Annotated in this window: 21 protein-coding genes; 2 read left to right on the forward strand and 19 right to left on the reverse strand. The window is 32.7% G+C overall.

Features of this window, described 5'->3' with window-relative positions:
- The first annotated feature begins 66 nt into the window (after nt 1–66).
- Nucleotides 67–1656, forward strand: a complete 1590-nt coding sequence (locus BUB47_RS06175) for a hypothetical protein (RefSeq protein ID WP_073184763.1) — start codon at nt 67–69, stop codon at nt 1654–1656.
- 47 nt (nt 1657–1703) lie between these two features.
- Here BUB47_RS06175 and nifJ read toward each other — a convergent pair whose 3' ends face one another.
- The 9 genes from nifJ to BUB47_RS06220 all read right to left on the reverse strand — a co-directional run bounded on the left by nifJ (nt 1704) and on the right by BUB47_RS06220 (nt 13326).
- Nucleotides 1704–5204, reverse strand: coding sequence for a pyruvate:ferredoxin (flavodoxin) oxidoreductase (gene nifJ / locus BUB47_RS06180; RefSeq protein ID WP_073184765.1), 3501 nt, complete (start codon nt 5202–5204; stop codon nt 1704–1706).
- Nucleotides 5205–5228: 24 nt separating this feature from the next.
- Nucleotides 5229–5885 (reverse strand): aspartate/glutamate racemase family protein, encoded by a 657-nt coding sequence (locus BUB47_RS06185; protein WP_073184767.1) that lies wholly within the window; start codon nt 5883–5885, stop codon nt 5229–5231.
- 88 nt (nt 5886–5973) lie between these two features.
- A complete protein-coding gene (megL, locus tag BUB47_RS06190) occupies nt 5974–7167 on the reverse strand; it encodes a methionine gamma-lyase (protein ID WP_073184769.1) in 1194 nt (397 codons plus the stop codon).
- Nucleotides 7168–7233: 66 nt separating this feature from the next.
- On the reverse strand, nt 7234–8604 hold the full coding sequence (locus BUB47_RS06195) for a Na+/H+ antiporter NhaC family protein (protein ID WP_073184771.1): 1371 nt from the start codon (nt 8602–8604) through the stop codon (nt 7234–7236).
- A gap of 28 nt (nt 8605–8632) precedes the next feature.
- Nucleotides 8633–10183 carry a sigma 54-interacting transcriptional regulator gene (locus BUB47_RS06200; protein ID WP_200779487.1) on the reverse strand — a complete coding sequence of 517 codons (1551 nt, stop codon included), beginning with the start codon at nt 10181–10183 and terminating at the stop codon, nt 8633–8635.
- 622 nt (nt 10184–10805) lie between these two features.
- Nucleotides 10806–11309, reverse strand: coding sequence for a dihydrofolate reductase (locus BUB47_RS06205; protein WP_073184858.1), 504 nt, complete (start codon nt 11307–11309; stop codon nt 10806–10808).
- A 61-nt stretch (nt 11310–11370) separates the two neighbouring features.
- On the reverse strand, nt 11371–11688 hold the full coding sequence (locus tag BUB47_RS06210) for a hypothetical protein (protein WP_073184775.1): 318 nt from the start codon (nt 11686–11688) through the stop codon (nt 11371–11373).
- A 239-nt stretch (nt 11689–11927) separates the two neighbouring features.
- Nucleotides 11928–13001, reverse strand: coding sequence for a permease prefix domain 1-containing protein (locus tag BUB47_RS06215; protein ID WP_073184777.1), 1074 nt, complete (start codon nt 12999–13001; stop codon nt 11928–11930).
- Nucleotides 12994–13326 (reverse strand): PadR family transcriptional regulator, encoded by a 333-nt coding sequence (locus tag BUB47_RS06220; protein ID WP_073184778.1) that lies wholly within the window; start codon nt 13324–13326, stop codon nt 12994–12996. Before BUB47_RS06220 ends, BUB47_RS06215 begins: the two co-directional genes overlap by 8 nt.
- A gap of 153 nt (nt 13327–13479) precedes the next feature.
- Between BUB47_RS06220 and BUB47_RS06225 the strand changes: the two genes are divergently transcribed.
- The gene (locus BUB47_RS06225; protein WP_073184780.1) at nt 13480–15096 is read left to right on the forward strand and encodes an alkaline phosphatase; all 1617 of its coding nucleotides are present in this window, start codon (nt 13480–13482) and stop codon (nt 15094–15096) included.
- A gap of 48 nt (nt 15097–15144) precedes the next feature.
- Here BUB47_RS06225 and BUB47_RS06230 read toward each other — a convergent pair whose 3' ends face one another.
- The 10 genes from BUB47_RS06230 to BUB47_RS06275 all read right to left on the reverse strand — a co-directional run bounded on the left by BUB47_RS06230 (nt 15145) and on the right by BUB47_RS06275 (nt 24639).
- Nucleotides 15145–16089: a magnesium transporter CorA family protein gene (locus tag BUB47_RS06230; protein WP_073184782.1), complete on the reverse strand. Its 945-nt coding sequence runs from the start codon at nt 16087–16089 to the stop codon at nt 15145–15147.
- An 87-nt stretch (nt 16090–16176) separates the two neighbouring features.
- Nucleotides 16177–16806: a V-type ATP synthase subunit D gene (locus BUB47_RS06235; RefSeq protein WP_073184784.1), complete on the reverse strand. Its 630-nt coding sequence runs from the start codon at nt 16804–16806 to the stop codon at nt 16177–16179.
- Nucleotides 16796–18190, reverse strand: coding sequence for a V-type ATP synthase subunit B (locus BUB47_RS06240; RefSeq protein WP_073184785.1), 1395 nt, complete (start codon nt 18188–18190; stop codon nt 16796–16798). Before BUB47_RS06240 ends, BUB47_RS06235 begins: the two co-directional genes overlap by 11 nt.
- On the reverse strand, nt 18187–19965 hold the full coding sequence (locus BUB47_RS06245; RefSeq protein WP_073184787.1) for a V-type ATP synthase subunit A: 1779 nt from the start codon (nt 19963–19965) through the stop codon (nt 18187–18189). Before BUB47_RS06245 ends, BUB47_RS06240 begins: the two co-directional genes overlap by 4 nt.
- Nucleotides 19962–20588 (reverse strand): V-type ATP synthase subunit E, encoded by a 627-nt coding sequence (locus BUB47_RS06250; protein ID WP_073184789.1) that lies wholly within the window; start codon nt 20586–20588, stop codon nt 19962–19964. The genes BUB47_RS06245 and BUB47_RS06250 overlap by 4 nt, the downstream gene beginning before the upstream one ends.
- A gap of 12 nt (nt 20589–20600) precedes the next feature.
- The gene (locus BUB47_RS06255; protein ID WP_073184791.1) at nt 20601–20909 is read right to left on the reverse strand and encodes a V-type ATP synthase subunit F; all 309 of its coding nucleotides are present in this window, start codon (nt 20907–20909) and stop codon (nt 20601–20603) included.
- A complete protein-coding gene (locus BUB47_RS06260; RefSeq protein ID WP_073184793.1) occupies nt 20909–21331 on the reverse strand; it encodes an ATP synthase subunit C in 423 nt (140 codons plus the stop codon). The genes BUB47_RS06255 and BUB47_RS06260 overlap by 1 nt, the downstream gene beginning before the upstream one ends.
- 1 nt (nt 21332) lies before the next feature.
- Nucleotides 21333–23282, reverse strand: a complete 1950-nt coding sequence (locus tag BUB47_RS06265) for a V-type ATP synthase subunit I (RefSeq protein ID WP_073184795.1) — start codon at nt 23280–23282, stop codon at nt 21333–21335.
- A complete protein-coding gene (locus BUB47_RS06270) occupies nt 23283–24317 on the reverse strand; it encodes a V-type ATPase subunit (protein ID WP_234945643.1) in 1035 nt (344 codons plus the stop codon).
- Between the two features lies 1 nt (nt 24318).
- Nucleotides 24319–24639 carry a hypothetical protein gene (locus BUB47_RS06275; protein ID WP_073184798.1) on the reverse strand — a complete coding sequence of 107 codons (321 nt, stop codon included), beginning with the start codon at nt 24637–24639 and terminating at the stop codon, nt 24319–24321.
- Nucleotides 24640–24735 lie beyond the last annotated feature (96 nt).

Raw genomic sequence — 24735 nt, forward strand, 5'->3', positions numbered from 1 at the left:
AGGAAAATTTGAAAATACTTTACATATGTAATATAATGTAAAAATAATATATAAGGGGGAATGTTAATGGATTCCAACTTTCAGACCCTTCCTACTAATGTATCCTTAGTTCCAGATCAGCCTCTACAAATTATAAAGGCTGAAATTACCAGCGATTTAAATCTCGCAATAGACTTTTTAAGCATTAGTAGTAAACCTATTAGCAGAGTCTGTTTTACTGTAGTCTACAAAGATGAATTTAACAACTATCTCTTTAATGCTACAGAGGTGTACTATGATATTAAGAATCTCGAAATAATGCCTAAAAAAAATTATTTCTTAGATCCTTTCCCAATAGATGAAAGATTTAAAGACGCACGTGGAATTGACATTAGAATAAAGGAAATTTCTTTTTCTGACAGTGACATAATGATTTTTAACCAAAAAGAAGAAAGACAATATACTCTTCCCTTAATTTCGGAAAGCAAAAAGGAAAAGATGAAATCTGCCCTTGGCCCTGAAATAATAGGATATGGCGAAAACCTAATGGATGGATGGCGATGCGTTTGCGGTGCCTTCAATTCAAAGGACAACGAAGAATGTGCTTTCTGTGGTAGAAATAAAAACTTTGTACTAAATAACTTAACTGAACCGTTAATTAATATGAAGCTTTTAAATGTGCTTTCTGAAACTGATACAGATGAAAGTGAAAATTTGGAGAACCTTGCAAGTCACTTGACTCAAACTCACTTGACAAAAGTTGCTCCTACAACTACTTCATTAAACGAAACAAGAATTAACAATGAAAACGAAGATATTGAAACAAAAAGTATTTTTAATGTGCTAATAAAAATAGTATCCAGATTAATAATAATACTGCTGTTAGCTATCGTTGTAATTTTTGTATTTAAGTTTACTGAAAATATAAGAGCTGACCGAAATATGAATAGTGCAAAGACGCTAATTACACAAGGTCAGTATGAAGATGCGTTAAAAGTGCTTAAAAAAATAAAAGATGTGGACTTAGAAGATGAAGTCAACACTGAAATTGAAAAGACAAAAAAACTACTTGAATCTCAAAATTTCTTTGAAGAGGGTAATCGTTTAATTTTAAAAGATGACTACTTTGAAGCTGTAAAATCTTTTAAAAAAGTATCTCCTGAAGACGCTTTAAACTACTCAAAATCACAAGATAAAATAACAGAATTGGAAAATATAATTCTTGAAGATGCCAAGAAGACATTTGAAGATGGAAATACCCCAGGAGCAGTGAGTATAATAGACAACTATTTAAAAATTGTACCTGAATCTGCAAATGCTTTAAATTTAAAGGATTTAATACTTCAAAATAACGCTAAGGAAATTGAAGAGCCTGACTCAGGATCTTTAATAAATGAAGAAGACGTGGAATTAGATAAGACAAGAGCTGAAATGAGTAAAAAAGCAGATGCCCTTTTAAACACTTATCAAAAAGTTGTTGCTGAAAAGGCCAATCTGCGAGTTAACCCTTCAACTGATGCTGAAATAGTTACTATACTTCCTACTGATTCAGACTTGTATATTCAAGAAACTAAAATTGAGGGAATTGATAGAATTTGGTGTAAAGTTGAAGCTGTTGATGCTGAAACGGGAATTTCATATAGTGGTTGGATTTCAAATACTACTATGGTTCAATAAAAAATAAAAAAAGAGACTGTTTATTTCTAAACAGTCTCTTTTCTATATTAAACTTCTGCCATTTTTTTATATCTGTTGTATCTAACTTTTGCATCTTCTTCTGCCATGTTGTATAGCTCTTGAGCTATTTCAGGGAAAGTTTTCTTTAGAGAAGTATATCTTACTTCTGAGTCTAAGAAACTTTGGAAAGGTTTTGTAGGCTCTTTAGAGTCCAGTACAAAAGGATTTTTTCCCTCTGATTCCAACATTGGATTGTATCTGTATAGGTGCCAGTATCCAGTTTCTACTGCAAATTTTTCCTGTGCAACTGTCTTGCCCATTCCATTTACAAGTCCGTGGTTAATACATGGTGAATAGCAAATAACTATTGAAGGACCATCATAACTCTCAGCTTCTTTTAGTGCTTTTATAAGTTGATTCATATTTGAGCCCATTGCTACTTGAGCTACATATACGTATCCATAAGTCATCAGCATTGCGCCAAGGTCTTTCTTTCTAACTTTCTTACCACCTGCTGCAAATTTAGCAACAGCTGCTCTTGGAGTAGATTTAGATGATTGTCCACCTGTATTTGAATATACTTCTGTATCAAATACTAATATATTAAAGTCTTCTCCTGATGCCATTACATGGTCAAGTCCACCGTAACCTATATCATAAGCCCAGCCATCTCCTCCAAAACTCCAAATACTTTGTTTCATCAAGTAGTCTTTTAACTTGTCAATTTCATGCAAGTTCTTATCTTTTGAGTCTTTTACAAAGTCTTCAATTGGTTTTTTAAGAGCTTTAGTCTTGTCTGGATCTTTCATGTTTTCAATCCACTCTTTAAATATACCTTCAGCTTCACTTCCTGGATTTTCTTTAATATACTCTTCCATGTGAAGTTTTATAGTATTTCTAAGTTTTTTAACTGCCAATGCCATGCCGTATCCATATTCAGCATTGTCTTCAAAAAGTGAACTAGCCCAAGCCGGTCCTCTTCCATATTGATTTTTGCAATATCCTGATGACGGATATGATCCGCCCCAAATTGAAGAACAACCTGATGCGTTAGCTATTAGCATTCTATCTCCAAATAATCTTGTAACAAGTGTTGCATATGGTGTTTCTCCACATCCTGCACAAGCTCCATGGAATTCTAGTAGTGGTTGTTTAAATTGACTGCCCTTAATAGTGTTGTCAGGAATTAAATCTTCTTTTGGTCTTACTGTCATAGCAAATTCCCAATTTTCTTTTTGGTACATTTCTTCTTCTAAAGGTACCATTGTAAGAGCTTTTTCCTTTGAAGGACATACGTCAGCACAGTTTCCACAACCTGTACAGTCAAGTATAGATGGTTGAATTCTGTATTCCATTCCCTCTAATCCCTTACCTTTTGCAGGTATAGTTGTAAAGCTTTCAGGTTTATTTGCACTTTCTTCTTCATTTAGTAAAAATGGTCTTATTACTGCATGAGGACATACAAATGAACATTGGTTACATTGAATACACTTTGATGAATCCCACTTAGGAACAGTAACTGCTATTGCTCTTTTTTCATATCGAGCTGTTCCAGTTGGCATTATTCCCTCTTCTACTCCCTTAAATGCTGATACCGGAGTTTTATCTCCCTGTTGTGCATTAAGTGGGAATAAAATATCTTTTACATATTTAGGATAGTCTTCTGTAACTACTTCATCTTTTGCATCTTTCCAGTCTTCAGGTATTTTAATTTCTACAATTTCTTCAAATCCCTTGTCAACTGCTTCGTAGTTCATGTTAACTATTTTATCGCCTTTTCTGCCATAAGTTTCCTTTATAGAATCCTTAAGTCTCTTTTCAGCGTCATCTAATGGTAACACTTTTGAAAGTTTAAAGAAAGCTGCTTGCATAATCATATTTGTACGATTTCCAAGTCCGATTTCCTCTGCAATTTCTGTAGCGTCTACTGTATAGAATTTAACTTTTTTATCATATAATTCTCTTTTTAATTTTGCTGGAAGGTGTGTAGATAGTTCTTCTTCATTCCAAATTGTATTTAATAGGAATGTTCCACCTTCTTTTAAACCCTCTAATAAATCATAGTTATATACATATGATTGCTTTGAACAACTTACAAAGTCAGGCTTTGTAATTAGATATGTGGATTTAATAGGTTCGTTTCCAAATCTCAAGTGAGATATTGTAACACCACCTGATTTTTTAGAGTCATAGGAGAAATATGCCTGTGCATACATATCAGTACCATCACCGATAATGGCTATTGCACTCTTATTAGCTCCTACTGTACCATCTGATCCAAATCCCCAGAATTTACACTTTATAGTGTCTTCCGGTTCAGTTGATATTTCTTCTTTAATTTCAAGATTTGTATGTGTTACGTCATCAACTATACCTATAGTAAATCTATCTTTTGGTTTTTCTTCTTTCATGTTGTCAAATACTGCTTTAATTTGACTAGGTGTTGTATCTTTAGATGCAAGACCGTATCTTCCACCAACTATTACAGGTTTATATTCTTCGTCAGCATATGCACCAATAACGTCTAAGTGTAGTGGTTCAAAAGGACTTCCCTTTTCTTTAGTTCTATCTAAAACAGAAATACATTTAACTGTCTTTGGAATTTCTCTTAAAAGAGCGTCTTTAGAGAATGGTCTGTAAAGTCTTACCTTTATCATTCCAACTTTTTCGCCTTGTTTTACTAAGTAGTCAATAGTTTCTTCTATAGTTTCATTTACAGAACCCATAGCCATTATTATTCTGTCGGCGTCTTCTGCTCCATAGTAGTCAAAAGGCTTATAATATCTTCCTGTAATATCTCCCATTTTTTTCATGTAGTCTTCAACTACTGGAACTACTTCTTCATACATTGGATTAGATGCTTCCATTGCTTGGAAGTACACGTCAGGATTTTGAGCAGTTCCCTTTGTATATGGTCTTTCAGGGTTCATGCTTCTCATTCTGAATTCTTGAAGCGCATCTCTATCTAAAAGCTTTGCATAGTCTTCATAGTCTACAGATTCAACTTTTTGAAATTCATGAGATGTTCTAAATCCATCAAAGAAGTGTAAGAAAGGTATTCTCGTTTTAATGGCTGCCAAATGAGCTACTGCTCCTAAATCTAGTATTTCTTGTACAGAGCTAGATGCCAACATTGCAAATCCAGTCTGTCTACAAGCCATTACGTCTTGATGATCTCCAAATATTGAAAGTGCCTGAGTTGAAAGTGCTCTTGCTGCTACGTGAAGCACTCCTGGTAGTAGCTCTCCACTCATTTTGTACATATTTGGAATCATAAGTAGCAATCCTTGAGATGATGTAAAACTTGTTGAAAGAGCCCCTGCAGAAAGCGCACCGTGCATTGCACCTGCTGCTCCACCTTCTGATTGAAGTTCTGTTACTTGAACTTCTTCTCCAAATATATTTTTCTTACCATTTGCTGCCCACTCATCAACATGTTCTGACATATCTGATGATGGAGTTATAGGGAAAATCGGTGCCACTTCTGTAAAAGCATAAGCTACAGTTGCAGCTGCCGTATTTCCATTCATAGTTACCATCTTTTTCATTAATTTAAAACCCCCCTAATAAAATCACTTAAAAATTTTCTCAATCATATCTTCCGCCGGATCTATTATTTTTAGGTCTGTAAGATTTTTAAGTTCACTCTTTATATACGGAAAATGAGTACATCCAAGTAAAATGCTGTCCACTTTAAACTTTTCATCACTTATTCCCTCTATATATTTTAACATACCTCCAAGATTTAGTCTTTCTACAATTTCACTTGGATTTAGTCCCTCTTCAATTAATTCAACTATACTCATATTTCCAACAGATATAATATTTTTACTCTTGTCTGAGTCCTTAATAATTTTATCTATCTTATAAGCTGAAAGTCCATTAGCTGCAATAACTACTATGTTTTTACTCTCTTTAGGTAAATTTTTATAAGTCTCTAAAGGAGTTATTATTTCAATTTTTGTCTCTTTAGATATTTTTTCATAGTCTATTGCTGCACTTAGTGAATTACAATAGATAAATACTTTTTCAGCACCCTTTGCCTTGGCACCTTCTATTTCAAGTTTTACCCTCTGTTCAAGTTCTTCTGATGAATAATATTGCATATCTGTCTGGTCTGTACAATTGTCTGCCATTGCTATTGATATAGTTCCAATGCCAACATTTTTTAATAAGTTCACACCCATTTTAGTGTCAACTCTTGTTCCAGCTACCACTGCAATCTTCATTATACACATCCTATAAAATTTATAATATAGGTAATTAAAAAATTACCTATATTATAAATCTATTACTATTCTAATTTTTTACTATAACTTACATTATACTATCTAAAGCTTGTTTTAAATCTGCAATTATATCTTCTGCATCTTCTAGACCTACAGAAATTCTAACAAGTCCTTCTGCAATTCCTGATTCTTTTCTCTCTTCTGGAGTGTATGGTGAATGTGTCATGCTTGCTGGATGTTGAATAAGTGTTTCTGTATCTCCAAGACTTACTGCTATTGAACAAAGTTGAACAGCGTCCATTAATTTTATTCCAGCTTCTCTTCCACCCTTAACTTCAAATGAAATCATTCCGCCAGGAAGAGCCATTTGTTTTTTAGCTAGTTCATATTGTGGGAATGACTTAAGTCCAGGATATGCTATAGATTCTACAGCAGGATGTGATTCTAAGAATTCAGCAACCTTCATAGCATTGGCAGAGTGTTTTTCCATTCTAATTGAAAGTGTCTTCATTCCCCTTTGAATTAAGAATGCTTCAAAAGCTCCTAGCACAGCACCTGTACAGTCTTTAAGTCCAAATAATTTTATTTCATTTATTAACTCATTACTTCCAACGGCAAATCCTGCAATAACATCTCCATGTCCATTTAAGTATTTTGTTGCAGAGTGAACTACTATATCTGCTCCAAGCTCTAACGGTTTTTGAATATATGGAGTGTTGTAAGTATTGTCAACTACAAGTACACCGTAATTGTTTGAGTGAGCTATTTTTGCAACTTCTTCTATATCTGTTATATACATATTTGGGTTAGCAGGAGTTTCTACATATACTACTCTTGTATTTTCCTTCATTGCATCTTTAAAGTTTTGTGGATCTCTTGGGTCTACAAATGTTACTTCTACGCCAAATTTAGTAAGTCCATGACTTAATAGTGCAAATGTACAGCCATAAAGTGTCTTTGATGCTACTACGTGATCTCCGGCTTTAAGCATAGTCCACATTACAGATGAGATAGCTCCCATTCCTGATGATGTTGACATTGCTGCTTCTCCACCTTCAAGTACTGCAAGTTTTTCTTCTACAACTGAGTTAGTTGGATTTCCAAGTCTAGAATAAATATATCCCTCTTCTTCTCCTGCAAATCTTCTTCCACCTTGTTCTGCTGAATCAAATATAAATGTAGATGATTGGTATATTGGAGTTGAAAGTGCTCCATATTGATTTGGTTTTACGCCTGCGTGTATTTGTTTTGTTGCGAATCCTTTGTTTTCCATGTTTTCCATTTTTAAATCCCCCTAAAATTTTATTAATTGTTTTTTATTTTCCTTCTATCCTACTTCTGTCTATATTTACTTCGCACTACTTTCAGATTTTAATTGCCATTTTTCAAAATCCCATGGATGTTTGTTAATATATCCATTGGCAAATGGAATAAATATTGAAAGTATTGCAAAAAATGCAAGTGCAAATTGATACCATAGTAATGGCATTACGTCAAAGGGACTCACTTGTCCATTTGTAAATTGAACCGCCATTAGCAATTGTGCCCCATAGGGAATAAATCCCTGCATTACAGCTCCAAAAGTATCCAGTAGTGAAGCCGACCTTCTAGGGTCTACCTTGTACTCTTCACAGATATTTCTAACTATTGGCCCATCTATAATTATTGCAACAGTGTTATTTGCTGTTGCAGCATCTGTTAACATTGTAATTAATGCAATTCCAATCTCTGCTGATTTAGAACCTTTTATAAAGCCCTTTATTTTATTGAGAAGCCAATCAAGTCCTCCACCATGAGTAACTAGCGCTGCCAGTCCTCCAGTTAAAAGAGAAAGTAGGAATATTTCAAACATTCCATTAAATCCTTCAAATATAATATTTGTATACTCTATAATTGCAAACTCCCCATAGAATATACCTATTCCACCAGCGAGGATTGTCCCAAGCGTAAGTACCATAAATACGTTCATTCCGGCAATTGCAGCTATTAATACAAATAAGTAAGGAACAACTTTTATAAAATTGTACTCATAAACCTGAGCTGCCGGAGCAACTTCCGGTCTTCCGAATATTAATAGCAGTATAATTGTTACTATAACTGCCGGAACTGCCATTGCAATATTTGTCCTAAACTTATCTCTCATTTCAACACCTTGAGTTCTAGTTGCAGCTATTGTAGTGTCAGAAATTATAGATAAGTTATCTCCAAACATAGCTCCTCCAATAAGAGTTGCTATTATAAGCGGCATAGATATAGTTGTCTTTGACGCAAATCCAATTGCTATAGGTCCAAGAGCTGTTATAGTTCCAACACTGGTTCCTGTTGCCAAAGCCAAGAAACTTGCTATTATAAATATTCCCACTGTTATAAGTCCCGGTGGAATTATTGAAAGTCCTAAATTTACTGTAGATTCAACTCCACCCATAGCTCCTGCAACAGTTGAAAACGCTCCTGCAAGTAAGTAAATTATACACATTATAATTATATTTTCATCGCCACAGCCCTTTACAAATATGTCAAACTTGTCATCTATACTTCCCTTAATTAAGAAAAATGCAACTATAATTCCTACGATTACTGCAATTGGTGCCTTAAATCCATAAAATCCCATTGGATCTCCGCCACGAACAAGCATAATTCCTATTCCAAGGTATGTAGCTATAAATACTATAAACGGAACAAGTGCTAAAAAATTACCCTTTTTATTTTTGTTTTCCACGTTCACTCCCCCTATTTAGTTTTCATTCTTATTTTTTCCAATCTTCATCCCTTATTTCATATTTCTTAATTCTGTTTAATAACAGCGTATGAGTGACATTTAATTCTTTTGCAGCAGCTCTTATTGAGCTATTATTTCTAAGTGCCTTTAAAATAAAGTTGCGTTCAAAATAACTTACTGCAGAGTTTAAATCAGCTCCTTCTGTCATTTCTCTATTATAAACTTCACTGGTGTCAAATGTGATGTTCTCGGATTCAATTACTCCTCCATCTGATAAGACCAAGGCCTTTTCAAGAACATTCTGCATTTCTCTAATATTTCCCGGCCAACAATAACTCTTCATCTTGTCAATTGCCCCTTGAGAAATTTCTATTTTTTTATCTCCGTACCTCTTTGACAATACCTTTAAAAAATATTCGATTAGTACTTCTATATCCTTAGGTCTCTCTCTAATTGTTGGAATTTCTATTTTTAGTATATTTAACTTGTAAAATAAATCTACTCTAAATTTTTTCTCCTCAATTAGCTTTTCTAAGTCTTTGCTGGTAGCTGCGATAATTCTAATGTCCAGTGGCACTTCTTCACTTGAATTCCTTGGAACTGCTTCCATCTCTTCAATAATTTTAAGGAGTCTGGATTGAATATGGTAATTCATCTCCCCAATTTCATCTAAGAAAACTGTTCCACCATCGGCAATTTCAAGTATACCCCTCTTGCCATTTCCATTTGCTCCAATAAAGCTACCTGACTCATATCCAAAGAGTTCCGATTCTAAAAGTTCTTCAGGCATAGCTGCACAGTTAATTCCCACAAATGCCTTAGTGCTTCTATCACTGTTGGAATGTATTGCTCTGGCAAACATTTCTTTTCCCGTGCCACTGCCTCCAACTAGGAGTACAGGACTCTCTACTTTAGATGCGTTTTTAGCCTTTTCAATACTCTCCTTAAACTTTTCATCTTCACCTACAAGGTCTTCAAATGTTATGTAATTGTCAAAAGAATAATCCAGTGTAATTTCTTTTAATGTCAGTAAAAATCCGGAAAAAATCCTATCTTCAGAATACAAGCTGTCTACATTTAACAAGTAGTTCTTTGAGTCAAGTTCAATTTCTACATTTCTCATTGTCCCAAAATTTGATACTTCACCGCTCATTTCAATAAAATTTTTTAAATTTTCATTTTCAATAAAGTCAAAAATACTGCTTCCAACTTTAATGTCTCTTAATGCAACTGGAACTTTATTATTAAAGTACTCTACAATGCCCTTTACGCTTAATATCACTACTCCTTCTCTCATCAAATTTAATACTCCGCGAAGTTCAATGTCCTTTTCTTCAAAGGCCATGACGTCTACATTTTCCATGTGGTCAAATCCATATACGTCCTTCCATTCTTCTTCAATTTTTTGTAGAGTATTATCAGAAATATAAGGTAGTTTTAAATAAATCACGTTGCTATAAACTTCCATTGATACAATATAGACATCATACTTTTTTAAAATGCTCAATATGTCAAAGGTAAGATGTGGTCTATTTATATGAAAGATTATTTTTATTCTTCTAATTTCCAAATGAACCACCTTAATTTTGAAATTTTAACAGAAATTTGCTAAAATCTTGTAATTTCGGAATGATTTTAAACCACAAATGCCATTTAATTTAGACTTTGGTTTGAATTCATTCCTGTATAAGTGATTATACACCATGACCACTATAAATTTCCACTCTTTTTGTAAAATAATTTAATAATTTATCACAGCACTGTTAATTGATAAATCCTATCCTTTAAAACTCTATACAAAAAAATAAAACTAACATCTAAGTTAGTTTTCAGAGTGAAGACAAATACTGCAAATTATTTTTATTGCATCTTTCCTATAAAAATAATTAACTTTGGAACTTTAATAAACTTTAAAATTAAAAAACAACTAAACTTATTAATCCACCCAAAAGCGTTTCAGAGGTGTAGCAGTAAATTCTATCCTCTCGCTAATGCTCGTGGAGAATTCTTGCATAAAATCTATTGCGAAATCGCGGATTTCTATAGATTGTTAAATGGGAGGGTTTGGGAGGGCATGAGGAGAAATCGCAATCTCCTTCGCCCTCCCAAAAATTTTAAAAATTAATTTGAAATTAAATGAAAAACATAGATAACATTATGTTTATTTATACTTTATCAACAGTCTAAAACTAACATTTATGTTAGTTTTTTCTTTTATAATCTACATATTGAAATTTTAGCCCATTTTCAACTTTCACTTCAGACTCCTGCACAACTTCCCAATCGCTGTCTTCATCTAAGTTGATCATTGAAGTGTCACTTCTTTCAAAGCTCTTAAATATTTTTGTTATGTATGCCTTGTCGCACCTATCATATAATAACTTAACTAATTGACCACCACCAATTACAAAAATCGTCTTTTTATTATCTCCATTTATTTTATCTAAGAGTAAATCCAATTCCTCTACACTTCGAACAATGTAGTTTCCCTCTTTAATTTCTCTTTCTCCCCTGGTAAATACTATATTTATTCTTCCTTCTAAAGGTTCTCCGTTAGGTAAAGCCTCAAGCGTTCTTCTACCCATCACTATTATATTGCCATAGGTCATCTCTTTAAATCTCTTTAAATCGTCTTTTATTCTAACTAACATATGGCCATCAACACCTATTGCCCAATTTTCATCTGCAGTAAATAATAAACTCATGCTCTTGTGCTCCATTTTTTAACACTCCTCTCTAAAATTTTACCTCATATATTTAAACAGTCTATTTTTTTGAATATTTTTTTTGAACTATAATTAAATTTATAATTGCAGCGGCTATGGAAAGTATAAATATTAGATTTCCCATTTTTTCAATTTTCAAAAAATAACTTACTCCTAAGGCTGCCATTCCAAAACCTATAAAATATATTACAAAAGAAAACTCTTCACAATATTTATCTCGCTCTTTTTTCTTTACATTTTTATATAAAAAAGGTCTTAACAGTTCAATTTTGTGGTTCTTTCCTATTAATCTTCCTCCATAAAAAAATATAACTCCCAAAACTATGAATATAATAGCTATTATTGATGTACTGTCCATCTTTTTCCCCCTAAAAAAATATAAACTCTGGTTAAATTATATCACAACTAATAAATTCATAAATAATTTAAAAAAATAACTTATTAGATTTAAATATTTGTTTTAAATTATTTATAGTATATACTAAATAAACTCGCTTCTTTTTAAACATAATATTATAATTGTATGTAATAAAAAACCGACCTTTAATTCTTGGATTTAATTCCAATTTTAAGGTCAGTTTTATTTTACACTTCAAATTATCTATTCTCTTTTAATACTATAATTTTCACCATTTGATCTATTGCAAAGGCTAATATATAAATTACGGGAGCAATGTACCATGAGCCAAAGAAAAATCCAACTCCCAAGAAAATTGCCGTTGCCAACATAAATATTATTCCTGTAAATGGGCTTTCTTTTTCTTCTATATCTTTATTACCTTTTGAATATTCAAATATTCCTTCAATTTCTGCTAATTTTTCAACTTTTTCTTCTAAAAATCCAAGTCTTAAGCCTGATGTTATAAATATAGCAACTCCTATTGCCACCGGAATAAATAAGGCTATCATCTCTGCTGTTTCACCTAAATTTTTGGACTCCATATAATTTGTCGCTACAACCCCTGCCATACATAGAGCTACACCTGTTGCTATTAAAATTCCAAATTTTGGTTTGTATTCATCTAAATTTTTTAGCGATTCTTTAAATTCACCTGAGGCGTTTATATAATTTATCTTAGAATTTTCTCCTCCACGACTTTCAAAAATCCCCTCAATTTCTCCCAGTTTTTTTACTTTTTCTTCTAAAAAACTAAATTTTAAACCTGAGGTTATAAATATGGCAACTCCTATTGCAACTGGAATAAACAGTCCTGCAAGTGATAGTGTTTCGCTTAAGTTTCTTGACTCAATATAGTTCATTATTACTACTCCAATAATGCAAAGAGCCACGCCCACTGCTATTAAAATTCCAAATTTCGGTTTATATTCATCTAATTCTCTTTGATAGTTTTTAAATTCATCAGAGGCATTTATATAGTTTTCCTTAAAATTTTCTCTTCTCTTTTTATTTTCTTTATTTGATGATTCACTTTCACTGCCGCTATAATTACTTTCACTGTCTACTATTCCATATTCTTTTTTTATTTCTTCAATACTTCCAAATTCACTTACTATTCTTCCAAAGGCCTCATCTTCACTTAGTCCACTTTTTATTAAATCCTCATATTTATCTGTTAAATTTTCAATTAATCTGGACTTTAATTTTGCCATCTCCTCTGTCTTGGGAAGGCTTAAAAACATATTATCTATAAAAACTATAATTTTATCCATTGTACTCCTCCATAAAGTTATTTATTACTTCTCTAGTCAATTTCCACTCTTCAACTTTTTCTCTTAAATAAATTTTTCCAAGTTCAGTTATTTTAAAATAAGTTCTCGCTCTTCCAAAGGTCTTCGTACCATCATAGGACAATATGTATCCCTTTTTTTCCAAGCGGTTTAGAGCTGAATAGAGTGTTGTTTCTTTTATTGTATAATTTCCATCTGATATTTTTTCTATTGTTTGAGATATGGCATATCCATAATTATCTTCACTATTTAATATTGAAAGGATAATTATATCGTTATAACCTCTCATAATATCACTTGAAATCATTTTATCACTCCTTTTACTTCACCTGTCATAGTAATTATATATAAAGTACTACGACAGGTCAAGTAATTTTTGACAAGTTCTTTACTTTAAAAATACACTCTCTTTACATTGACATGCTATATTTTACTTAGATACAAATTAAGGAGGATATACATGAAATTTATTAAAAAACTTTTTACTACCGCACTGGCAATATTTACTTTACTTCCCAGCATTGCATTTGCTGAAAAAGCAGACTATGGAAGTGCAAAAAACATTATTATAATGATACCTGATGGAATGAATGTAGAATCTCTTACTACCGCAAGGTGGATGACTGATGATTACACACTCACTCTGGACTCTATGGCAACAGGTCTTGTGAGAACTAACAATGCAAATACACCTATTGCAGATTCTGCACCTGCTGGAACTTCTATGGCAACGGGAATAAAAACAGAGTCTCCATATATAGGAACTTACCCATCAAGTGCAGGTATGCCCGGTGCTGAAACTTTTGAAGAAAATCGCTCTAATATGCCAATAGCAAATGTGCTAGAGGGTGCAAAAAGCCTTGGAAAGTCCACAGGCATTATATCTACTTCCAACATACAACACGCAACTCCTGCCGACTTTTCAGCCCACCATTTAGACAGAAATGCCTATGAGGAAATTGGCGAACAGCAAGTGTACCAAAATATTGACGTTGTACTGGGTGCAGGCTCTCAATATTTAGAAGGTAAAAACAGAGCTGACGGTGAAGATTTAGTTAAAGAAATAAAGTCTCTTGGATATGGCTATGTAACCAGTCCCAGTGAACTTGAAAATTTTTCAGGAGATAAATTATGGGGAATGTTTGGCGAATCTGAACTCAGCTACGAAATAGACAGAGACCCCAAAAAAGAACCTTCTCTTGCCGAAATGACTGACAAAGCTTTAAATGTACTTTCCAAAAATAAAGATGGATTTTTCTTAATGGTGGAAGGCTCTAAAATAGATTGGGCTGCTCATGCAAATGACCCTGTTGGAGTTAAGTCAGATATTATAGCCTTTGACGAAGCGGTAAAAGTTGCAAGAGATTTTGCCGACAAAAATAAAGATACAGTAATTGTCTGTGCAGCTGATCACGGCACAGGAGGAATGACTTTTGGAAATAACAACATAGCTAAGGGCTATGACAGAGAACCCTTAGATAGTTTTACAAAGTATATTAAAAATGCAAAAATAACAGGTCAGGGCTTTGAAAGTAAAATTAATTCTGACAAGTCCAACATAAGAGAACTATTCCTTGAAAATTACAATATTGACGATATTACTGACAAAGAAATTGAAAGTATTAAATCAGCTAAAGATGTTCAAGAAGCAGTTGGAAAAATTGTAAGTTCCAGAGCAAATATAGGTTGGACTACTGGTGGTCACGTTGGAGGAGATGTGGCGCTATACTGTTATTCTACTGACCCTAACGCCGAAATAATTTCAGGAACTGTGCACAATTCAGACATTGGAAAATATATGGAAGACTTATTTAATTTAAACTTGAAAGAACTAACTGATAAATTGTACTTGCCTGCTAGAGAAAAATTTGAAGAAAAGGGTGCAACTGTAGAATATGATAATTCCGAAAAATCAAATGCTGTTCTAAAGGTTACAAAAGATAATATAACCATTGAATTTCCAATGTATAAAAACTATGGAATAAAAGATGGCAAAAAAATAGAACTAGGGGGCTTAGTAATACACAACGGTGAAAAAGTTTATGTGCCTCAAAGTGCACTGGATTTAATTTCTTAATAAACTTCCTAAAAAAGTAAGGCTTGAGCTATCTCAAGCCTTACTTTTTTATAATATTTTCTTTTTCTTTAAAATCAGTATTGAAATAATTATGCTCAAAGCCATTATTCCAAGGGCTATATAATAGCCATGTTCATTTTGCAACTCCGGCATATTTTTAAAGTTCATTCCATAAAGTCCCGTTATTACAGTAAGTGGTGTGGCTATAACTGTAAACACTGTAAGTTTATTAATTAAGTCATTTGTATGAGATGTGACACTACTGTCATAGAGCTCCATTAAACTTTCAGACATTTCATAGACATCGTCAGAGTACTCATATAATTTGTTTATTCTGGCATCTAAGTTGTGCAAATACCTCATATATTCCTTAGAAAAAAATTCATTATCATTTAAAATTAGTTGATCTCCCACATATAGCAATTGTCGATTTAGCTTTTGAATTAAAAAACTCTTGTTTTTTATTGATACAATGCTATCCAGTTCAAAGTTGTTGTGGTCTGCTAAAATTTGATTTTCTATTTCTGCCAAGTCAGATTCAAAAATTGACAGTGATTCAAACATTTTAGAAAATACTCTATTTAAAAATTGGTAGTATATAAATACCATTGTATTTATTCTATTTATAGTAAACTCCGGCATCATAATTTCACTTATAATCCCCTTAATAAACTTTTCATATAAGTACTTTTCCCTATTTGAAATAATTATTATAATATTTTTATAGAGTATTAAATGTACTTTTTCAAAGGTAAATTTTTTATTATGTATTTCATAGTATACGAAGTTTAAAATACTAAATTCCATTAGGGATTCAAAGTGGATTTCTTCTGTAGTTTCTGCATATTTTTTATAATATCTTTCAAAGTTTGGAATTTTTTTAGCTACTTCTTTAAAATCCTCTATATTTGAAATAATAAAATATTGATTTTCCATTTTAAATTCTTCAATATTTTCTTCTATTTTTTTATTTGTCAGATCATATATCTTCATAAAACCACCCTTTATTTTTAATGTATTCATTTCTTATTTTCTCACAAATACCAATATAAAACAGCAAAAAAGTGAAAACTTTCGTTTTCACTTTTTTATTTTTTTATTTTTTCTGTCTTTTACTTTTTTCAATCTAAAGAAATCTTCTCTGTCTTTTTCTGAAAGTGTGTCTTCTATTTCTTTAACTATTTCTATATATCTTGGAATTTGAATTTTATCCAAGGCATTTGCTCTTTTTTGTGTCTTTTTTATTTCCTGAGCAAGCCTAAATACACTTGTCTCTATTTGCGCCAAGTCATATATTAAATACCTTATATTACTCATATTTTCAGATGCTTCGTCAAAGGCAGTAGTTGTGTTGTGAATTGAATACTCTGTTTTTAAGGACTCCCTCTTGTATTTTATTCTGGGGATTTCCACTCCCATTACAGATTTAGAAATTATCTCATAGGGTTCTTCTTCACTTGCTGAGTATGATATATTATACATTTCTTCTGAGCCCATTGTAACAACTGCATTTTCAAATGCACTGTAGGCAACGGCAAATTCACGCTCAATGTTTTTTTGAATTTCTTGGGCTTCTTTGTTTAAGTCCATCATTTCCTTTATTAGTACTGTCCTCTTTTTGTCTAAGAGTTCATAGCCTTTTTTTGCCAAGTTTAAAGAAGTCTTTGTTGATATTAAATTGGCCTTAGTTGGAACTATTTTATTTGCCATCGTTCTTCACTTCACTATGCAAATATTTTTCTTTTAGCTTAGGGCTAATTCTATCTAAACTCTCTTCAGGTAAAATTCTCAAAAGTTTCCAACCTAAGTCCAGTGTTTCGTTCATACTTCTATTTTCATCAAAACTTTGACTTAAAAATTTATTTTCAAATTCTGCTCCAAACTCCAAAAATTTCTTATCAGAATCTGAAAGGTCCTCTGAACCTATAATTTGTGCCAGTGCTCGAATGTCTTGTACTTTTGAATAGGATGCAAATAGTTGTGAAGAAAGATCGGGATGGTCTTCTCTGGTAAATCCCTCTCCTATTCCGTCTTTCATTAGACGGGAAAGTGATGGAAGTACGTTTATCGGAGGGTAAACTCCCGATTGGTCCAAGTCTCTTGAAAGTACAATTTGTCCCTCTGTAATGTATCCTGTCAAGTCCGGAATCGGATGGGTAATGTCGTCATTTGGCATTGTCAAAATCGGAATTAAAGTTACTGAACCGTTTATTCCCTTAATCATTCCCGCTCTTTCATATAACATTGCAAGGTCTGAGTAGAGATGTCCCGGATATCCCTTACGAGATGGAACTTCTTCTCTTGAGGAGGACACTTCTCTAAGCGCTTCCCCATAGGAAGTTATATCTGTCATTATTACTAGAACGTGTTTATTTTCTTCATAGGCCAAATACTCTGCTGCAGTAAGTGCACACTTAGGCGCTATTAGTCTTTCCATTATGGGATCGTCTGCATAATTTATATACATTACTACTTTTTCAGAAACTCCCGCATTGTTAAAAGCCTGTCTAAAGTAATTTGCCTCGTCGTGTTTTACACCTATTGCCGCAAATACTATTGCAAAGTTGTCCTCTCCACCTTCTGAAACTTTTGCCTGTCTTACTATTTGTGCGGCAAGCTCATCGTGTGGAAGTCCGGAACCTGAAAATATTGGAAGTTTTTGCCCTCTTATAAGTGTCATTAGTGCATCTATAGAAGAAATTCCGGTTTGTATAAAGTTTCTTGGATACTCTCTGGCAACTGGATTTATAGGTCTTCCGTTTACATTGTAAAATTTATCTGAGTAGATGTCTCCACCCTTGTCTATGGCTCTTCCAATGCCGTCAAATACACGACCTAGTATATCTTTTGAAAGGGGTATTTCAAAGGGCTTTGATTCAAATAGCACTCTTGAATTTTCTGTTGAAACGCCCAAGTTATCCCCAAATACTTGAATTAATGCAGAATCTCCATCTATTTTTATAACTTGCCCTATCATTTCTTTTTTATCTGTAGATTTAATTCTAACTACTTCTCCATAGGACACTTTATGCAAATTAGACAGTTCTATAAGAGATCCTTCTACTTTATCTAATAGTAAATACTCTTTTTTCATTTAATCACCTGCTCTGCATATCTATCTTCCAAGCTGCCGTAAAAATCTCTTATCTCGTTATTTAAAGCTACAAATTTTTGAAGTTGGTCGTTTTCTATGTTGTACTTCATATTTATTACTTCTGAATATATAGTTTCATCTTTTATTTTTGATATTGGAATGGACTTTTCTACTGCACTCTTTCCGCACTCATATAAAATATCTATTGTATTTAACATTTCATATTGTTTTTCCAATGGAACGAAAGTATCTATTGGGTTAAAGGCATTTTGTTGTAAAAATCCAACTTTAATAACTTTACATATTTCCAAAATCAACCTTTGGTTGTCGGGAAGCACATCTTCTCCAACTAACATTACTATTTCATTTAACTTAGTTTCCTGATGAAGTAAGTCTAAAAATTTCTTTCTAAGCTCTAATAAATCTCCATCTAATCTCATGTCGTAGTAGTCTTCCAGTTGTGCAATATATCCTGAATAGGAATTATTCCAATTTATTGCCGGATAGTGTCTTGCATAGGCAAGGTCTTTATCCAGTGCTAAAAATACATTTACAAATCTCTTTGTATTTTCAGTAACTGGTTCAGAAAAATCTCCTCCTGCGGGAGAAACTGCTCCTATTAGGGTTACTGAGCCCTCTTTTTCTGAAAACGTCTTTACATAGCCCGCTCTTTCATAGAACTGAGCTATTCTGGATGGCAAATAAGCAGGATATCCCTCTTCCGCAGGCATTTCCTCAAGTCGTCCTGAAATCTCCCTTAATGCCTCAGCCCAACGTGATGTGGAGTCTGCCATTAGTGCTACGTGATATCCTTGATCTCTAAAGTACTCAGCTATAGTAACTCCTGTATAAATACTGGCTTCACGAGCTGCAACGGGCATATTTGAAGTATTTGCAATAAGCACTGTCCTGTCCATTAGAGAGTTTCCTGTATAGGGGTCTATTAGTTTTGGAAAGTCCTCCAATACTTCTGTCATTTCATTTCCTCTTTCACCACAGCCAATATACACAATAATATCTGCATCGCAGTATTTAGCTATTTGGTGTTGAGTCATGGTCTTTCCTGTTCCGAATCCTCCCGGGATTGCAGTAGTTCCGCCCTTTGCTATGGGGAAGAACACGTCAAATACCCTTTGTCCTGTAACCAGTAACTTTCCTATTTGAAGTCTTTCCTTCATTGGTCTTTGAACTCTAACAGGCCAGTTTTGATACATTTTTATCTTGTGAACTCTGCCATTTTCATCTGTTACTTCCATTAAATCTTCTTCTATGTTGTACTTTCCGCTTTCAAGAGATTTTGTAATCTTGCCCTTTACTCCTATTGGAATTAAAAGCCTGTGTTCTATAATTGGAGTTTCTTGAACTGTTCCAAAAATTTCTCCCTCTGAAACACTGTCTCCAACTTTTACTGTTAGCTTTACATCCCAAAGTTTTTCTTCATCCAAGGAGATTAGTCCAATTCCCTCAGGCATAAAGTTTCCATAGTTTTCTTTTATTTTATCCAGTGGTCTTTGAATGCCGTCAAACATATTTGAAAGCATCCCCGGCCCTAATTTTACTGATAGTGGAGCTCCTGTTGAAATTATTTCCTCATCTCTTGTAAGTCCTTCTGTCTCTTCATAGACTTGAACTACTCCAAAATCTCCATCTATGGAAATAACTTCTCCTATTAATTTTTTTTCTCCAACTACTACCATTTCTCTAAGCTTAAAGCTGCCCATGTCACTTCCAGTTACTACAGGCCCATTAATTGTCTTTATATAGCCTTTTTTCAAATTTCCCCACCTGCTTTTTTAAGTGTAGAATGTAGCAATTTTCCGATGTCATATCTACTCTCTTCTATCATTGTCTTAAAAGAACCGTCAATAGTATAGGTCTTATTATAATCTGATATTGTAAAGCCTCCCAAGTACTGTGTTGGTAGTTTTTCATATTCCAATTCTAAATTTTTATCTTCTGCTATTTCTATAAGTTTTTTAGATAGTTTTTCTCTGTCTTCGTCTAGAATGCCCACTATATATTTTCCCTGTTTTAAATCGCAGACAGCACCTTTAAATTTATTTGCTACAAAATTTAAATACTCATCTGTTTCTACAAAGGAAAGCACTTTTTTATAGAGTTCTTCTATTAATTTACTTAACAGCTCTTCATCTTTTTGAAGTTCAAGTATTCTGCTATTTTCATTTACTTCTGAAATCATTTCATATTTTTGTCTATTTGCAAGATTTACTCTTCTTTCAATTATTTCAGCCTTTACTCCATCTAGCTCTTTTTCCTTATCTTCTAAGTCTTTTTGCACTTTACTTTTTTCTTCAACGAGTTTTTCAAGACATTCTTTTTCTTTATCTAAAAATACTATTTTTTCAAATATATCTAATTTGTTCTCAAGTAAAATCATATTTATACCTCATCAATTAACCTTTACGCCTACAGACTCTTTGATATATCTCATTATAAAATCTTTGTCTTTTAACCCATTTCTATCAGGTATTGTAACAACTAAAGGCAATTTCTTTGAAAGTTTAACTTCTATAACTTCCTCTTCTATTAATTTAAAGTCGTCTTCAATTAATATAATAATTCCCACATTTTCGTCTTCTTTATACTGTTTAAACTTTGTTTTAAGTTCACTTTCATTTTTACAATAAACACCTTCAATTCCTGCAAGCCTCAAACTTATAATTACATCTCTACTTCTTGAAATTGTAAGTGATTTCATTATAATCTACCTAGTATTAGAATAGAAATTATAAGACCGTAAATTGCAATTCCCTCTGCCAATCCTATAAATATAAGAGTTTTACCGAACATTGATGAATCTTCAGATACTGCTCCTATTGCAGATGAACCTACATTTCCTACAGCTACTCCTGTTCCAAGAGCAGCCAGTCCTGTAGATAGCGCAGCTCCCAAATATCCAAGGCCACTTGCTGTTCCGGATACTGCCGGAGCGGCACTTGCTGCTTGAGGTATTACTACTATTAAAGCAACTACCAAAGTCGGTACAAATGCAAGTAAGTTTATTCCCATTACTTTCTTTAACTTTTTACTGTTTCCCTTTGTCTTTAAACGATTGTGATAAATTCCAAATCCTATAGTGCTCAATACAATAATTGTAGCAACAACCAAAACTTTTCCCATTTTACTTTTCCTCCAAATCTACTTTTGCAGGTACAAATTCATACCCATCACCTGTGTAGTATTTACTAAACATTTCATAGTATTCAAGTCTTAGACTTTGAATAAACACAATAAGTCCCTCAAGACCTATTATCAATATATTTCCAAATAGCAAAGCTATAAAATTACCAACTGCACTTCCTGTCATCTCTCCTATTGTCTGAAATGCCAAGAACAATCCAACGTGGTTTATTGCAAAGGCTCCAACCCTAATAAATGAAATTATATTACTAAGTATTGAAATCAATGCTTCTATTAGAGAGAATGAACCTTCTATATAGTATCCACTCACATCTCCGTTTTCATAACTTACTTTTTGCTTCATTATCTTTTGGGCAAGTGGTCTCTTAAATATCATAAGCACTAGCGCCACTAGTATCACACCCACTGAAATTTTTGTTGGAACTATTGATATTCCGGCCATATAACCTACACCTAAGTTTGTCATTAGCAAAAATATAATAAATCCGCAAATTCCATCTTTTCCAAATAACAGTTCTTCTATATTCCCCGCTTTAAATTTGTTTATAAATCCTAAAAAGTAGGAAATTGACAATAGTACAATTCCAAATGCCACAGATATTATGAGCACTTGGTTAATATTATCAAAAGGCCTCATCCAAAGTGCCGGTATTAACTCTTCAGAACCAAATACCGAGCCATATAAAACCCCAAATATCATTGAAGAAATCCCAAGCCTTGTGAGTATTGCCCCAAAGCCCTTGTTAATTTTTTTAGAAATTATAATGCCACCTATTAAAAACACTGCCCCCTGTCCCACATCTCCAAACATTGAGCCAAAGAGTATCATATAGGTTATTCCCAAAAATGTCGTAGGGTCAATTTCCCCATAGTTTGGAACTCCATACATCTTTAAAAGCATTTCAAAGGGTCTAAAAAAACTGTTGTTTTTTAACTTTGTTGGTGGAGTTATTTTTTTTTCGTCAGGCTCTTCAAATATAAAAGTTAAATTTTTGTACTTAGACAGTTTATCTTTTATTTCTTCGTAGTCTGTAACGCCTATCCAACCTGAGAGATAAAAATATTTTTTAGATCTCACCATGTGTTTTTTTACTTCTTCAATTTTTTCACTTAAGAGCATTCTAGCCAAGACTTTTTTTATAGTGTCTTCACTGTCTAATATTAATTTGTCTCTATAAGATTCTATTTCTTTCTTTTCTTCTAAAAGCAAGTCACTCTCCTTGGAGTACTTACTTAAAATCTCCTGAGCTGTTCCCTTGTACTGTCCTGCAATATCTACGTCTTGCCAATTTAAACTCCTTAAAATTCTGTCTATTTCATTAGTTACTTCCTTTGGATAAATTGCCAAGAATACTTCACTTTTTTCAATAGTGCCTGTGTGAAAAATCAGCGCTATAATATTTCCGTAGTTCTTCTTTAGCTTTAATCTGGCTTCTCTATCTAATATTCCAAATCTGACGTTAAAATACTCTAAGTTAGTCAAATTTGAAATATCAATATCAACGTTTTCAAAGAGAGTGTAGTTCGTTTCAATTCTCTCATTGTTTTTTAAAATTCTGTTTATTTCATTTAATCTATCTACCTTTGGCTTTAGCTCTTCGTAGTAGTTTTCAAAGTCTATATCTCCATCTACATTGTCTATATACTTGCTCTCAATGGAGTCAAATCCAAAGAACTCCATTAGCTCTCTTGCTTCTTTTACAATAACGTCCTTAGACTCATCCCTTTCAAAGGGAACAATATTATTTAATTCCAGCACTTTTTCCAAGTCTTTTTGCTTTTCTAAATTAAATGTAAATTCGTTGTTGTCTATTTCTAGTTGAGCATTGATTATATTGACTTTTTTAGTTTTGAGAATATCAATTATCACATTGTCCATTACAGACAAGTCTCCAACTATATTCATTTTCTTCATTTTTTCTACAGCCATCTATAATTCACTTCCTTTATAACTTCTTACTAGAAACTTAAGTTTTTCTTCAAAATCAATATCAAATCTTGTAGTTTCCAAAATGGCACTTATATCTTTAACTTCATAATCTAATAAAAAAGTATATCCAAGATATTTTCCAATATTTGAAACTCCTCTTATAGATTCTCTCTTTGCAGTGTAGTATAGATATCTGCTGGCTCTTCTATCCATGTATATATCTCTTTTTTCTGCGTCAAATAAAAACTTGTACTCCGTTTTTAATATTGTCTCAACTAAACTGTCTACAGTTTCCTCATAGCACAGAGCTTTTAACTTATTGTAATTTAATCTATTTCCGCCTAGAATACAAAAATTAATTAACTCTTCAGGTAACAGACTGTAATATTTTAAACCTCTGTAAATCCAAGTTACATTTAAAAGGTCAATTTTACTTCCTATCAACTTTGAAACTACTTCCAAATCAGCCTTTGAAAACTTTTTCGTCGCCTCTAGAAGTGAAGAGTAATAAATTTTATCCAAATTCATCTCCATATAAAAAAGTATTACATCATCGCTTTCATTTTCGTAAGCACGTAATACTTTATAATACTTAGTATTTTTCAAACTATCTATAAAAGTTTGTATTGTAGAATTCCTGTCAATTTTAAATCTTTCAATATCTATATTTAAATCTTTGTAATTTAAAATTTGACTGTCATTTTTTCTTTGTAAAACTCTAAGTATTTTTTTAATGTCTTCAATCTCAAATTCTGACATTAGTGCATTTGAAAGTTCCTTATAGTCTCCCGAAAAGTAATGACTTATTTTTTCCAGTTGAGCTCTTCTATAATTTCTCATTTTAAGCTCGGCCTCATAAGTCGTGTCATACAGACTTAGCTCGCCACCCACATCTGTGTTTTCTTTTAAGTAATTTAGAATATCCCTAGTGGTTTTATAGTGAGATAAGTTTATATAGTCTTCATCTTTTAGGAATTTGGAATTTAATTTTCCTATTTTTGCATTTACAGCAGATAAACTTGCTGTTTTACCCACTTCAATCATCCTCACCTAAAATAAACTTATTAAAAGCCCTATCTATTAATTTTTTTTCATTTTTGTTGTATAGTTCATCTATTTCCTTAAGTTTTTCCTTATCATCATCTTCTTTTTTAGTTGCTATACTCTTAGCTTCTTCAATAATTTTGTCAAACTCCTCTTGAGCTGTCTTCTTAGCATCTTCTAAGGCAAAGTTTTCCATATCTGTTGCCCTTTTTCTAAACTCTTCTCTTACTTTTTCAATCTTTTTTTCTGTGTCTTTTACTAATTTTTGAGTCTTTTCATCAATTTCAAGTACTTTGTTAATTTGACTTTTCAAATTATCCCTTCTTTCAGCTTTCTGAAAACTACTTAATTTTAAAAATCTCTTTCAGAACTCAATAATAAAACATTATACTCCTTTGAAAAAATTATT

The organism is Anaerosphaera aminiphila DSM 21120, from assembly GCF_900129925.1.
Classification (GTDB): domain Bacteria; phylum Bacillota; class Clostridia; order Tissierellales; family Peptoniphilaceae; genus Anaerosphaera; species Anaerosphaera aminiphila.

What these genes read in the sequence shown, in the direction of transcription:
- BUB47_RS06175 (WP_073184763.1), top strand. Translation starts at nt 67, where the DNA reads ATGGATTCCAACTTTCAGACCCTTCCTACTAATGTATCCTTAGTTCCA.
- BUB47_RS06185 (WP_073184767.1), bottom strand. Translation starts at nt 5,885, where the DNA reads ATGAAGATTGCAGTGGTAGCTGGAACAAGAGTTGACACTAAAATGGGT.
- BUB47_RS06235 (WP_073184784.1), bottom strand. Translation starts at nt 16,806, where the DNA reads ATGGCAAATAAAATAGTTCCAACTAAGGCCAATTTAATATCAACAAAG.
- BUB47_RS06220 (WP_073184778.1), bottom strand. Translation starts at nt 13,326, where the DNA reads ATGATTTCAAGTGATATTATGAGAGGTTATAACGATATAATTATCCTT.
- BUB47_RS06215 (WP_073184777.1), bottom strand. Translation starts at nt 13,001, where the DNA reads ATGGATAAAATTATAGTTTTTATAGATAATATGTTTTTAAGCCTTCCC.
- BUB47_RS06225 (WP_073184780.1), top strand. Translation starts at nt 13,480, where the DNA reads ATGAAATTTATTAAAAAACTTTTTACTACCGCACTGGCAATATTTACT.
- megL (WP_073184769.1), bottom strand. Translation starts at nt 7,167, where the DNA reads ATGGAAAACATGGAAAACAAAGGATTCGCAACAAAACAAATACACGCA.
- BUB47_RS06265 (WP_073184795.1), bottom strand. Translation starts at nt 23,282, where the DNA reads ATGGCTGTAGAAAAAATGAAGAAAATGAATATAGTTGGAGACTTGTCT.
- BUB47_RS06205 (WP_073184858.1), bottom strand. Translation starts at nt 11,309, where the DNA reads ATGAGTTTATTATTTACTGCAGATGAAAATTGGGCAATAGGTGTTGAT.
- nifJ (WP_073184765.1), bottom strand. Translation starts at nt 5,204, where the DNA reads ATGAAAAAGATGGTAACTATGAATGGAAATACGGCAGCTGCAACTGTA.
- BUB47_RS06240 (WP_073184785.1), bottom strand. Translation starts at nt 18,190, where the DNA reads ATGAAAAAAGAGTATTTACTATTAGATAAAGTAGAAGGATCTCTTATA.
- BUB47_RS06255 (WP_073184791.1), bottom strand. Translation starts at nt 20,909, where the DNA reads ATGAAATCACTTACAATTTCAAGAAGTAGAGATGTAATTATAAGTTTG.
- BUB47_RS06260 (WP_073184793.1), bottom strand. Translation starts at nt 21,331, where the DNA reads ATGGGAAAAGTTTTGGTTGTTGCTACAATTATTGTATTGAGCACTATA.
- BUB47_RS06230 (WP_073184782.1), bottom strand. Translation starts at nt 16,089, where the DNA reads ATGAAGATATATGATCTGACAAATAAAAAAATAGAAGAAAATATTGAA.
- BUB47_RS06210 (WP_073184775.1), bottom strand. Translation starts at nt 11,688, where the DNA reads ATGGACAGTACATCAATAATAGCTATTATATTCATAGTTTTGGGAGTT.
- BUB47_RS06250 (WP_073184789.1), bottom strand. Translation starts at nt 20,588, where the DNA reads ATGATTTTACTTGAGAACAAATTAGATATATTTGAAAAAATAGTATTT.